This is a genomic window from Anaerobacillus alkaliphilus, from assembly GCF_004116265.1.
Lineage (GTDB): Bacteria > Bacillota > Bacilli > Bacillales > Anaerobacillaceae > Anaerobacillus > Anaerobacillus alkaliphilus.
In genome coordinates this window covers 161,074-174,517 of record NZ_QOUX01000021.1, presented here as the reverse complement: position 1 = coordinate 174,517, position 13,444 = coordinate 161,074, and the positions used below count along the sequence as shown (strand labels likewise).

The 13,444-nt window shown below is 36.8% G+C and carries 12 protein-coding genes; 11 read left to right on the top strand and 1 reads right to left on the bottom strand.

Going from position 1 to position 13,444, the window contains the following annotated elements:
• Positions 1-70 precede the first annotated feature (70 nt).
• The 7 genes from mnmG (at position 71) to DS745_RS05850 (ending at position 7,648) form a co-directional block, all read left to right on the top strand.
• Positions 71-1,969 carry a tRNA uridine-5-carboxymethylaminomethyl(34) synthesis enzyme MnmG gene (gene mnmG, locus DS745_RS05880; RefSeq protein ID WP_129077349.1) on the top strand — a complete coding sequence of 633 codons (1,899 nt, stop codon included), beginning with the start codon at positions 71-73 and terminating at the stop codon, positions 1,967-1,969.
• Entirely contained in the window at positions 1,969-2,682 is a 714-nt protein-coding gene (gene rsmG, locus DS745_RS05875) for a 16S rRNA (guanine(527)-N(7))-methyltransferase RsmG (protein WP_129077348.1), read from the top strand. Before mnmG ends, rsmG begins: the two co-directional genes overlap by 1 nt.
• Before the next feature lie 282 nt (positions 2,683-2,964).
• Positions 2,965-3,828 (top strand): nucleoid occlusion protein, encoded by an 864-nt coding sequence (gene noc / locus DS745_RS05870; RefSeq protein WP_129077347.1) that lies wholly within the window; start codon positions 2,965-2,967, stop codon positions 3,826-3,828.
• A gap of 226 nt (positions 3,829-4,054) precedes the next feature.
• Positions 4,055-4,816, top strand: a complete 762-nt coding sequence (locus tag DS745_RS05865) for a ParA family protein (RefSeq protein WP_129077346.1) — start codon at positions 4,055-4,057, stop codon at positions 4,814-4,816.
• Positions 4,809-5,657, top strand: coding sequence for a ParB/RepB/Spo0J family partition protein (locus DS745_RS05860; RefSeq protein WP_129077345.1), 849 nt, complete (start codon positions 4,809-4,811; stop codon positions 5,655-5,657). The genes DS745_RS05865 and DS745_RS05860 overlap by 8 nt, the downstream gene beginning before the upstream one ends.
• Before the next feature lie 117 nt (positions 5,658-5,774).
• Entirely contained in the window at positions 5,775-6,935 is a 1,161-nt protein-coding gene (locus tag DS745_RS05855) for an aminotransferase class V-fold PLP-dependent enzyme (protein ID WP_129077344.1), read from the top strand.
• A gap of 11 nt (positions 6,936-6,946) precedes the next feature.
• On the top strand, positions 6,947-7,648 hold the full coding sequence (locus DS745_RS05850) for a DUF554 domain-containing protein (RefSeq protein WP_129077343.1): 702 nt from the start codon (positions 6,947-6,949) through the stop codon (positions 7,646-7,648).
• Between the two features lie 96 nt (positions 7,649-7,744).
• Here the strand turns inward: DS745_RS05850 and yyaC are convergent, their stop codons facing one another.
• A complete protein-coding gene (yyaC, locus tag DS745_RS05845) occupies positions 7,745-8,362 on the bottom strand; it encodes a spore protease YyaC (RefSeq protein WP_129077342.1) in 618 nt (205 codons plus the stop codon).
• 103 nt (positions 8,363-8,465) lie between these two features.
• On the opposite strand from yyaC, the gene DS745_RS05840 reads away from it, so the two are divergent.
• The 4 genes from DS745_RS05840 to ychF all read left to right on the top strand — a co-directional run bounded on the left by DS745_RS05840 (position 8,466) and on the right by ychF (position 13,280).
• On the top strand, positions 8,466-9,488 hold the full coding sequence (locus DS745_RS05840; RefSeq protein ID WP_129077341.1) for a YkvI family membrane protein: 1,023 nt from the start codon (positions 8,466-8,468) through the stop codon (positions 9,486-9,488).
• Between the two features lie 121 nt (positions 9,489-9,609).
• Complete coding sequence (locus tag DS745_RS05835; protein WP_129077340.1) at positions 9,610-9,810, top strand: DUF951 domain-containing protein; 201 nt, start codon at positions 9,610-9,612, stop codon at positions 9,808-9,810.
• 27 nt (positions 9,811-9,837) lie between these two features.
• A complete protein-coding gene (locus DS745_RS05830; protein ID WP_129077339.1) occupies positions 9,838-11,853 on the top strand; it encodes a molybdopterin-dependent oxidoreductase in 2,016 nt (671 codons plus the stop codon).
• A gap of 326 nt (positions 11,854-12,179) precedes the next feature.
• Positions 12,180-13,280: a redox-regulated ATPase YchF gene (gene ychF, locus DS745_RS05825; RefSeq protein ID WP_129077338.1), complete on the top strand. Its 1,101-nt coding sequence runs from the start codon at positions 12,180-12,182 to the stop codon at positions 13,278-13,280.
• The last annotated feature ends 164 nt before the right edge of the window (positions 13,281-13,444 follow it).

The following is a 13,444-nucleotide window of genomic DNA, read 5'->3' as shown; positions in this document are numbered from 1 at the left end:
CTTCGAAGTTCAACAGGAAAGACAATTCATAATTCAAAATTGACAATTGAGCTGGTTGGGAGGAAAAAGGATGGAATATCATGCTGGAGAGTTTGACGTTATTGTCGTTGGTGCAGGGCATGCAGGGGTTGAAGCAGGACTTGCTGCAGCACGCATGGGTGCCAATACGTTAATGTTAACCTTAAATTTAGATGCAGTTGCCTATATGCCGTGTAACCCTTCAATAGGAGGTCCGGCAAAAGGGATTGTAGTGAGAGAAATAGACGCACTCGGCGGTGAAATGGGAAGAAATATTGATAAGACTCATATTCAGATGAGGATGTTAAACACTGCAAAGGGGCCTGCAGTCAGGGCATTGCGTGCACAGGCAGACAAATTTTTATATCAACACGAGATGAAAAAGACAATTGAAAAACAGGATAACCTTTTGTTGCGTCAGGGTATGGTAGAGAAACTAATTGTTGAGGATGGCGTATGTAGGGGAGTAGTTACAAATACGGGTGCTACGTACATGGCCAAAGCAGTTATTATTACTACTGGCACCTATTTACGAGGAAAAGTAATTTTGGGGGACTTAGCTTATGAAAGTGGACCTAACAACCAACAGCCTTCAGTTAACTTAGCCTACGACCTTTTAAATCATGGTTTTAACTTAGTCCGCTTTAAAACGGGAACGCCGCCGCGAGTACAAGGTGATACGATTGATTACAGTGTTACGGAAATTCAACCAGGTGATGACGAACCAAGAGCATTTTCCTATGAAACAAAGGAATTCAATGTCCTTGAACAGTTACCGTGCTGGTTAACATATACAACAGATGAAACGCATCAGATAATTAATGCCAACCTGCATCGTTCACCGATGTATTCAGGCGTAATTGAAGGAACAGGCCCGCGATATTGCCCTTCAATTGAAGATAAGATCGTCCGCTTTAGTGATAAGCCTAGACATCAAATTTTCCTTGAACCAGAAGGTAAGGATACGCTAGAAGTTTATGTTCAAGGATTTTCAACTAGTTTACCTGAAGAAGTGCAGTTGGAAATGTTAAAAACATTAAAAGGCCTTGAAAATGTGAAAATGATGCGTCCTGGCTATGCGATTGAGTACGATGCAGTCGTTCCGACGCAGCTATGGCCAACATTAGAAACAAAGCTCATCGAGAATTTGTTTACTGCAGGTCAAATTAATGGTACATCGGGCTATGAGGAGGCTGCAGGGCAAGGGATCTTTGCAGGTATCAATGCAGCACTAAAAGCTTCAGGCAAAGAACCAATTATTCTTGATCGATCAGAGGCATATATAGGTGTTCTAGTAGATGATCTAGTAACAAAAGGCACAAACGAGCCATACCGACTTCTGACTTCACGTGCTGAACACCGTTTAGTCTTACGCCACGATAATGCAGATTTGAGACTTACAGAAATTGGATATGACATTGGGTTAATTACTGAAGAACGTTATCAACGTTTTCTCGCTAAAAAGGCACAGATCCAACGTGAAATAGAAAGACTTGAACAAGTTACTGTTAAACCGACACAGGAAGTGCAGTCACTGTTAGCAGAAATTGGTTCTTCACCATTGCAAGATGGTTACAAAGCATCTGTTTTATTGAAACGTCCAGAAATCACTTATGGATTTATTGCAAGACTATTTCCTAGCGAAGAAGAAGTGTCAGCCGAGGTTGCTGAGCAGGTGGAAATCCAAATCAAATATGCTGGCTATATTGAAAAGCAGTATCAGCAAATAGAACGAATGAAGAAAATGGATGATAAGAGAATTCCAGAAGATCTTGATTATCATGCTATTTCTGGGCTCGCAACAGAAGCGAGGCAAAAGCTGAGTGAAGTAAGACCACTATCTGTTGGGCAAGCTTCTAGGGTTGCTGGGGTAAATCCTGCGGATGTTTCAATTTTATTAGTATATTTAGAGCAGGGGAAATTAAAAAGAACGAAAGAAAGTGGTATATAATGAACAAAACGGAATTTCATTTACGTTTAGCTGAAAAAGGGATTACGCTTAACGAAACTCAAATGAAGCAATTTGATCTTTATTTCCAAGAGTTAGTAGAGTGGAATAACAAAATGAACTTAACAGCTATTACAGATGAAGAGGGAGTTTATTTAAAACATTTTTATGATTCAATCAGTGCAGCATTTTTCCAGGATTTTTCTAAGCCTTTAAATTTAGTTGATGTTGGAGCAGGGGCAGGTTTTCCGAGTATTCCGATCAAGATTTGCTTCCCTAATATTAAAGTAACAATTGTAGACTCGCTAAATAAACGAATTTCTTTTTTACAGCACCTTGTAAATACGTTAGGCTTAACGAATGTGTCACTGTTTCATGACCGCGCTGAGAGCTTCGCCAAGAAAAAAGAACACCGCGAGCAATATGACCTAGTTATGGCAAGGGCTGTTGCGAGAATGCCGGTGTTAGCCGAACTTTGTTTGCCTTTAGCTAAAGTAGGTGGAGCATTTTTGGCGATGAAAGGTCCAGAGGTTGTTAACGAATTGTCTGATAGTAAAAAAGCATTTACTACCCTTGGAGGAGAAATTGTCCGCAATGAAAGTCTTATATTACCTTTTGAGGAAAGTACAAGACACTTTGTTTTTATTGCAAAAAAGAAAAAAACTCCTCATACTTTTCCAAGGAAGCCAGGAACACCGAATAAAACACCTTTATAAACTAAAGAAGCTACTCAATTGGTAAGTAGCTTCTTTCATCTTACTACTAAATCTATTAAACTATAATAAATTTTTCGGAAAAATGTTTCACGTGAAACATTCTTAAGTGGTATTATTATATAGGGGCTTATAATAATTAAGATAGTAAGACTATTAGTTTAAGAGCCTGAAATCTAGATTATTATTCAATCATTTTTATAAAATGAACTAAAATAAAAGAAGGACTTTCTAGCTTGTTTAGCGAATAGGTTAGGAAGGTAGTTTTTAGAGGGTGGTGCTGCAATGAAGCCGTTTTCACGCCTGTTCGGTTTTAATGAAAAGAGCGAAGAAATCATTGAAGAAGTAAAAACAATTGACGAAATTAATGATAACGAAGAAGTAAAGCAACTTCCCGTAAAGGATATAGTTCCAAATCGCTTTCAACCACGTACTGTGTTTGTGGATGAGCGAATTGATGAATTAGCACAAACGATCCGTACACATGGTGTCATTCAACCAATTGTTGTCCGTGAGAGAAATGGGAAATTTGAAATCATTGCTGGAGAGCGCCGTTGGAGAGCTGTTACAAAACTCGGTTGGGAGCACATCCCGGCAATTGTAAAAGAGTTTAACGATGCGCAAACAGCATCCGTAGCATTAATTGAGAATTTACAACGTGAAGGCCTAACAGCTATTGAAGAAGCTGTTGCTTATGCTAAATTACTAGAGTTACACGGCTTAACACAAGAAAGTTTGGCACAACGTCTTGGTAAAGGTCAATCAACGATTGCTAATAAACTTCGATTATTGCAATTACCTGAAAAAGTACAAGAAGCTATATTAAATAGAGTTATTACAGAACGTCATGCAAGAGCTCTATTACCAGTTAAAGAAGTAGAGTTACAAGAAAAGCTTTTAGCTGAAGTAATAGAAAAAGGGTTAAATGTAAAGCAGACAGAGGAGCTTGTAAAAAGAATTTTAGAAGGTCCTGCAGATAAGAAGAAGAAACCACAGAGAAAAGCTTTTTCAAGAGATATGCGTTTAGCGATGAATACAATTCGTCAATCTGTCGATATGGTAGTGAAGAGTGGACTCTCCATAGATACTGATGAAGAAGATCACGACGATTACTATCAATTTACAATCAGAATACCGAAAAACAAATAATAATTTTATTTATGTACGACATTCCCGTTAATTTTATGGCTCACTTCCTCGGATTTGAGTTCTTTTTTTATTGTTTTTTTATATTCAACGTTTTTTTAAGTGAAAAAAAATACTTAGTTTTAAATTTTCATGATAAAATGATACTAATGCTTTTCAAATAAATTATTAGAAGTAACTCTACTAACTAAAAACTAGAGTTAAAGATATAAATGAGGTAGGTGAAACAATGGGGAAAGTAATTGCAATTGCAAACCAAAAAGGTGGAGTTGGTAAAACAACCACTGCTGTTAATCTAAGTGCGTGCCTTGCTCATATTGGCAAGAGAGTACTTTTGATTGATGTTGATCCCCAAGGTAATACTACAAGTGGAATTGGTATTGATAAAGGCGATGTTGAGAACTGTATTTATAACATCTTAGTTGAAGATATAAGTCCAAAAGAAGTGATCATGGCAACAGCTATTGAAGGATTAGATATTATTCCTTCTACTATTCAGTTAGCTGGAGCTGAAATTGAACTTGTTCCAACGATTTCAAGGGAAGTTCGATTAAAAAGAGCGCTTGAGCAAGTAGAACACAATTATGATTATATCATCATTGATTGCCCACCTTCTTTAGGGCTACTAACGATTAACTCTTTAACTGCTTCTAGTTCTGTATTAATTCCGGTTCAATGTGAGTATTATGCCCTTGAGGGGTTAAGTCAGCTTTTAAATACAGTAAGATTAGTTCAAAAGCATCTTAATACTAACTTAGAAATTGAGGGAGTGTTATTAACGATGCTAGATGCTAGAACTAATTTGGGTATTCAAGTCATTGATGAAGTGAAAAAATATTTTCGAGAAAAAGTATTTGCTACAATTATACCTAGAAATGTTCGGCTGAGTGAGGCTCCGAGCCACGGTCAACCTATTATTACTTATGATCCTAAATCTAGGGGTGCTGAAGTTTATATAGATTTGGCAAAGGAAGTGGTTGCAAATGGCTAAAGGCTTAGGTAAGGGAATTTCAGCTTTATTTCCCGATGTTGCTGACGATAAGAAAGAGCAAATTCAAGAAGTTCCTTTAAATGAATTACGACCGAACCCTTATCAGCCAAGAAAGATTTTCTCAGAAGAGTCGATCACCGAACTGAAGGAATCGATCTTAAATCATGGAATCTTACAGCCGTTACTAGTTCGTAAAAGCATTAAGGGGTACGAAATTGTAGTAGGAGAGCGAAGATTTCGTGCGGCAACAGAAGCTGGCTTAAAGACAATTCCTGTTGTCGTTAAAGAATTAACCGAAGATAAAATGATGGAATTTGCCTTAATTGAAAACCTGCAAAGGGAAGACTTAAACTCTATTGAAGAAGCTGTTGCTTATGATAAATTAATGAAGCATTTACAGGTAACTCAAGAGCAGTTAGCAAAACGTTTAGGGAAGAGTCGACCTCACATTGCCAATCATCTTCGTTTGTTACAACTTCCAAATGAAGTACAAGCTCTAGTTGAAAAAGGTGACCTTTCAATGGGTCATGGTAGAGCATTACTTGGTTTGAAAAACAAAGACAAACTGGAACTGTTAATAAAGAAGGTATTAGATGAAGGGTTGAATGTACGTCAATTAGAGCATCTAATTCAGCTATTAAACGAAAATGTTTCACGTGAAACAATTAAGAAAAAACCGGAACCGTCTGTTTTTATTAAAGAAAAAGAAGAGCATTTACGTGAGAGGTTTGGAACTGCAGTTGCCATTAAGAAAAACAAAAAAAGAGGGAAGATTGAGATACAATTTTACTCTGAAGATGATTTAGAACGGATTTTATCTTTATTAGAAGGACAACGTTAAAGATTAGGAATAGCTCTTAAGAGGTCTGACCCAATACCTAAGGGTTAGTCTCTTTTTTTTCTAGTAAAGAGGGCATAGTATACATAACTAGAAATAAGTTGTAAGGAGAGGGTTCAAATGTCGATTATCTACTTCGATCAAGCAGCTTCATCATTTCCTAAACCTAATACAGTCGCTAATGCAGTCGCTAAAGCTATAAATGAATATGGAGCAAACCCGGGTCGTGGTGGCCATCAGCTTGCAAATAGAGCTTCAGAAGTTATATATGAGACTAGAGCGAAGCTAGCAAAACTTTTTGGTGAGAAAGACCCGAACAATGTAATCTTTTGTCAAAATGCAACCCACGCTTTAAATCAAGGCATTAAGGGTTTTCCTTTAGAGAAAGGTGACCATGTAATTTCCACCTCTTATGAGCACAATTCAGTAAGAAGACCCTTGGAGTATCTTAAGCAAGAAAAAGGGATTAAGGTAACCTACTTGAAAAGCGATATAAATGGTCATATTTCTAAGGAAGATCTCATAGGAGAGATATTACCAGAGACGAAATTAGTAGTAACTAGTCATGGTTCAAACTTAACAGGGGCTATTTTCCCGATCGAAATGATTGGTTCTGTTTGTAAAGAAAGAGGAATTTCATTTTTAGTAGATGCATCACAGACAGCGGGTATATTGCCAATACATATGGAACAAATGAATATAGATATGCTAGCTTTCCCAGGACATAAGGGATTGCTCGGTCCTCAGGGGACTGGAGTACTGATTGTAAACAAATCAGTTGAGTTAAGTCCGATCTTTCATGGTGGGACAGGTAGTCATTCTGAACAAAAAGATCAACCTTCAGAGCGTCCAAATCGCTATGAAAGTGGTACTCTCAATACACCTGGAATAGCTGGTTTGTCTGCTGGAGTTGATGAAGTTGTTCGCATTGGGGTTGAAAATATCTTTGAGCATGAATGGGAATTGACGCAGTATTGTTTAGAAAAAATGAATAAGATTGATGGTGTGACAGTCTTTGGGCCAGATAGTAGTAAAAAGAGGCTTGCAGTTATTCCTTTTGTCATTGATGGTACTGATATTCAAGAGATTACAATGATATTTGATCAACATTATCAAGTTGCTTTAAGAGGTGGGCTTCATTGTGCGCCACTTGCACATGAAACAATTGGTACAATAGAAGCTGGTACTATTCGAGCAAGTTTCGGTATTTATAATACAAAAGAAGAAATTGATCAGTTTATTAATATGATAATTGAAATAAAAGAAGGTTTAGTTGGATAGGAGAAGGAATAATGGTGTTGTTAGGAACAATTGTAAATGGTTTAGCGATTATTATTGGCTCATTATTAGGTACACAACTTCGGAAAATTCCTGAAAAGGTAAAGGTTACTGTCATGCAAGCAATTGCTTTGGCAGTCATTATCATCGGAATAGGGATGGGGCTGAAAAGTGAAAATTTTTTAATAGTCATTGGTAGTTTAGCAGTTGGAGCAGTTTTAGGTGAAAAGTGGGACTTAGAAGATAAGCTTAATCGACTTGGTAGATGGTTAGAAGCTAAAACAGGAGCGAAAGAGGAAGGTTCATTTGCCAAAGGCTTTGTTACTGCTACACTCATTTATGTGGTTGGAGCAATGGCCATTGTCGGTGCCTTAGATAGTGGGTTGAGGAATGATCATGCAGTATTATACACGAAGTCAATGCTAGATGGTTTTTCAGCTATCTTATTTACTAGTACATTAGGTATTGGTGTCTTATTTTCTGCTTTTCCAGTAATGATATATCAAGGTTCAATAGCAATTCTAGCAACACAGATTACTCAATACGTTCCACAACATATTATGGACGCATTCATTGTAGAAATGACAGCAACTGGTGGGGTAATGATTTTAGCCATTGGTTTAAATATTTTAGGTGTAACAAAAGTAAGAGTAGCTAATTTACTTCCAGCGATTTTGGTAGTTGCAGTAATTGTTACAGTTTTAAATGTCATTTAAGATAGTTATTTATCAAAGTGAATAATTTACTCATAAAAAGAGACAACCTTTACTATACATGTAAGGAGTTGTCTTTTTTGTATTGTATCATTTCTTTTAGCTTGAAAAATAAGTGGGTTTTACAGGTTTTAGAAGAGATCGTTGTCTATCTTTCTGTAACTGTTTATCTGTTAATAGGACGCTCTCGGCAATCCTCTCAGCCATTTTAAAAACGAAATGTAATCTAGTATTTTGGAGAACCATATACTCCATAAAACCACCTACATTCACTATTCCAGTAATGTGAATGTCACCAACTGGCGGAAGATTTTTATTCACAGCAGCTCCTGGTTTCACTGGTCCATCATTAATTGAGATATACCCAACACTTGTAGAACGGCCTAGACATGCATCAACACCGATAATAAATGGGTTTCTATGTTTAGCATGAATTTCAGCTAATTTTTCCTCTAAGTTAACTGCATGTATAGGATCTTCTAACGTACCATATACGTGAAATGTGTTTAATTGACTCTCTAGTTTTGAACCTATGAGTGGTCCTAATGAGTCGCCGGTAGAGCGATCGGTACCAATGCATACAATAACAATATCTTTGGTTGATAGTTTTGGTAGAAGGTCTGAAAGTTGGTTTGAAAATTCAACTGTAGCATCGGCTTCATCAATATGAACGCGAAAAGGTAATTGCTTTTTTCTAAAAAGATTTCTTGTAATCATCCTATGACCTCCCCATCGATAAAAATAATAGTATTAGTATACGGATATTTTTTCCTTTATATACATACATACTCATCAAAAATTTTGAAAGGTTGCGTTTATCATGATAAGAGCAGGTTTGAAATGGATGTTTTTAATTATTGGAACGATGATTGGTGCTGGGTATGCTTCAGGAAGGGAATTATGGGAGTTTTTCGGTACTGAGAGTAGCTTAGCGATTGTTATATTTGCTGTATTATTTAGCATATGCGTTTCTGTTATATTAAGTATCAGTTATAATCAAAAAACAGTTCATTATCTACCTGTATTACAACTTCTAATGGGAAAAAAGTTAACTAGATTGTATGATTACATGATTATTTTGTATCTGTTTTCAGTTACTGTCATTATGCTAGCAGGTGGTGGAGCAACCCTCGAAGTTATCCAATTACCTTATTGGGTTGGGATTATTATTATTTCTTTATTATTGATTGTTTTGTTTTTCTGGGATACCAAAGGAATAACGTCAATGAATTCGCTAGTGGTACCTATTTTAATTGTATTCCTAGTGGGGATTTTACTTTCCTTTCAATTTCTCGATGGTTTTTCCATTAACTTAAGCTTTAGCAACCAGTCAAATTGGCCAGCTGCTTTCACGTTTACAGCATTAAATATATTGCCTTTGGTTGCTGTACTAGCGGGGATTGGTAGTGAAATAAAAACAAAGGGAGAAATATGGATTGCAAGTATTGGCAGTGGTGCTATTTTGGGAGGCATTTCAATACTTTATAACGAATCCCTTTTAAAAGTAGCACACGATATTATGTTCTACGAAATACCACTATTTGCAATTCTTAAGCACTACCCTTATTTTATGGTACTTGTTATGTCAGTTTTACTATGGGTAGCTATTTACACGACAGCTGCATCTGGACTTTTTGGTTTAACAAGTAGATTTAGAAAATTTGTTTCATTGCCTACTTGGGCAACTGCATCCCTATTAATTTTATTAATGATTCCTTTGACACAAATTGGTTTTTCAACATTAATTGCTGTATTGTATCCTCTCTATGGGGTGTTAAATTTATATATCCTAGCGTCTATCCTTTTGTATCCGATTGCCAAGAATTTTAAAGATGAAGTCTGAGAGTGCAAGACGCACTCTCTATTTTTTATTTCAATAGAAACTAATGTGGTCTGTATTGTATAATGACAAATAGATGATAATGGAGACAGGAATGTTTACTATGGTAGGAGGGGATTGTTTAATGGATAATCAGAAACAATTTGATCTACATGACGTTGTTGAAATGAAGAAACCTCACCCTTGTGGAGAAAATCGTTGGAAAATCATACGATTAGGGATGGATATAAGGATTAAGTGCTTAGGTTGTGAGCATAGTGTGTTAATACCACGTAAAGAGTTTTCAAGAAAGATAAAAAAGATTTTAGTAAAACATATAGAGTAAAAGAAACATCAAAAGGGAGAGGTTCATATGGAAGTGAAACAAATATCAGCCTGTCCCCTCAATTGTTGGGATACATGCGGATTTACGGTAACAGTTGATAGTGATACTGTGACTAAGGTAGAAGGAAACAAACAACACCCAGTAACAAAAGGGCATATTTGTAGTAGGGGAAGAATGCTAGAAACGAGAACAAACTCTTCACTACGAATAACAAAGCCCTTGAAAAAAGTTGACGGTCATTTTGAGAAAATATCATGGGAACAAGCATTAGATGAAATCGCAGAAAAGCTAATAGTTACCAAAGAAGTTTACGGAACAACAGCTGTCTTGCACAGTCACGATTATTCAAACAACGGATTGTTAAAAAACTTAGATTATCGGTTTTTTAATTGTTATGGCGGTGTGACAGAGGTTGTTGGTAGCTTATGTTGGGGTGCTGGAATAGAGGCACAAATCTGGGATTTTGGAAATAGTGCAGCGCATGCACCAGAAGATATTTTTAATAGTAAACATGTGGTTGTCTGGGGTAGAAATGCAGCGAGTACGAATATTCACTTGTTTGCCAATTTAATAGAAGCAAAGAAAAAGGGGATACATGTCACGGTTATTGACCCATTACATCATCAAACAGCAAAGTTAGCTGATACGTTTATTGCAGTTCGACCAGGGATGGACGGATTATTAGCTATCGGCATTATGAAAGTGTTAAAGACAATGAATGCCTTAGCTGAAGACTTCATACGTAAGCATACTTACGGTTATGAAGAGTTTGATAAGTATATAGACAATATTTCTATGGATGAGATTGTCGAGCAAACGTCAGTAACTGAAAAGATAATTCATGAACTCGCCTATCAGTATAGTAATGGACCTACTACCACGTATTTAGGTTTAGGTCTACAAAGATATGCTAATGGGGGCCATACAATCAGACTAATAGACGCTTTGGTTGCCGTAAGCGGAAATATTGGTATTAGAGGTGGAGGAGCAAATTACGGTCATCTCCCGGTTGGTCAATCATTTGATGTAGGCAATTTACTATTAGAGAGTAGAAAGAAAAATAGTAGAACATTTACACGGATGAACCAGGCAGAAAAGATTCTTTCAGAAAGTGAACCACCAATCAAGATGGCATTTGTTTCAAGAGGTAATCCGTTAACACAATTGCCCGACACTAATCGAGTGGAAGAGGCATTTGCTTCGATAGAGACAGTGGTCGTCATAGATCAGTTCATGACAGATACCGCTGAACTGGCTGATTACATTTTACCGTGTTCAACCGTATTTGAAGAAGAAGATATTTATTATGCTTCCATGTACCATAGCTATGTGAATTATGGACCGAAATTAGTCACGCCAAAAGGGGAAGCAAAATCTGATTTATGGATTTGGAGAGAGCTTGCTACACGATTAGGTTTCGGAGAAGATTTTGCCTTTAGTGAAGAGGAATTTCTAAGAATGGGACTAAAATCATTAGAAGCAAAGGGTATTACATTAGAAAAAATAAAAGAAGAAGGCTTTGTTAAGCTTCCCGTCCCAGATGTTCCCTGGGCTGATTTTACTTTTAAAACTCCTAGTGGAAAGTATGAATTTACGACGACGCTACCTTTACTAGAAGGAGAGGAAGGAGCATTATCGTTTCAGTATCCTTTAGAATCGGTAATAAGTTCAAAGTGCAAGAAGTTTCCTTATCACTTATTATCAAAACATCCTGCGAGATCTAATCATTCTCAAAATTATCATTTACTTGATGATAAAAGGGTAATTGTAGAAATATCCGAAAAGATTGGATTGGAAAAAGAGCTTACAGACGGTGAAGAAGTCATCATCTGGAATGAGCGTGGTGAAGTTACAGGGCATGTAAAAATCATGAAAAAAGCCCATGATGATACGATTAATATTGATGAGGGAAGATGGAAAAAGCTCGGTGGATCAGTGAATGTTTTGACATCCTCAGGTAGATCGGAAATTGGCTTAGGTGGCATACAATACGATTGTCTAGTGGATATAAAGAAAAGTGCAAGTGCCCTAGGAAAAATGTGAAGTCTTTTTCCCTGGTTAGCCCCGATAAGCAAATGTTCTGACAAGCAACTTCCTGATAATCTTCTTGCAAGCTTTGCGACGAGTAATCGCAGGAGCAAGTAGTGCGGGTTTTCACTTTTTAACGAGGAAAAAGGGCAGTTCACTTTTTCTTTGGCAGGTTATTTGACTCGAGGGGCTGGGCACTGGAGCTAGACAAGAAAAAACAAGCTTAACAAAGCTTGTTTTTTTCCTATTAAATACATATAATTGTGAAGGATTATTAGTTAATTTTTTAAATTCTATACTTATGTTTATATAAACTATATTTAATGAAGGAAGTGGCTTTCATGGCTTTAACAACTGGAATTGTTGGTTTACCAAACGTTGGTAAATCAACACTATTTAACGCAATCACTCAAGCAGGAGCAGAATCTGCAAACTATCCGTTCTGTACAATTGACCCTAACGTAGGAATTGTTGAAGTACCAGATCCTCGTTTAACAAAGTTAACAGAACTTGTTCAACCGAAGAAAACAGTACCGACAGCATTTGAGTTTACTGATATTGCTGGGATCGTAGAAGGAGCGAGTAAAGGGGAAGGACTAGGAAACAAATTCTTATCTCACATTCGCCAAGTTGATGCTATCTCCCACGTTGTTCGGTGTTTTGAGGATGAAAACATTACTCACGTTTCAGGCAGTGTTAATCCAATTCGTGATATTGAAGTGATTAACCTAGAGTTAATCCTTGCTGACCTTGATTCTGTAGAGAAGCGTATTAGCCGTGTTGAAAAATTAGCAAAATCAAAAGATAAAGAAGCAATCGCTGAATTAGAAGTACTAGTGTTGCTAAGAGAAGCTTTTGAAAATGAAAAACCGGCAAGAAGTGTAGAACTAAATGATGAGCAAAAGAAAATTGTACAAGGTATGCATCTTTTAACAATGAAACCAGTCCTATATGTAGCAAATGTAAACGAAGATGGGCTATTAGTCGCTGATGATAATCCGTTGGTACAAAAAGTAAGAGAGTTTGCCGCTGGGGAAAATTCAGAAGTAATCGTTGTTTGTGCGAAGATCGAGGAAGAGATTTCTGAACTTGAAGGAGAAGAAAAGGCAATGTTCCTTGAAGAATTAGGGATTCAGGAGTCTGGATTAGATCAATTAATTCGTGCCGCTTACAGTTTATTAGGATTATCAACCTACTTTACAGCTGGAGTGCAAGAGGTTCGTGCTTGGACAATCCGTAAAGGAACAAAAGCACCGCAAGCAGCAGGAGTTATTCATACTGATTTTGAACGCGGTTTTATTCGTGCTGAAGTAGTGGCATATGATGACCTAGTGGAAGCAGGCTCACACGCTCAAGCGAAGGAAAAAGGGAAAGTAAGATTAGAAGGAAAAGAATACGTTGTTGCTGATGGAGATGTAATCCACTTTAGATTTAACGTTTAAAATGTAGAATGAAGAATTCAAAATGTAGAGTGTAGAATGGTGGGGCAGTGGCTTCGAAGCACTTCTAAATAATAATTCTAGACTCTACATTCTACACTATCTTTAATTTACATTTTACATTTAAAATGAATTCTGTTATAATCGATAAATGCGAGTAAATGACA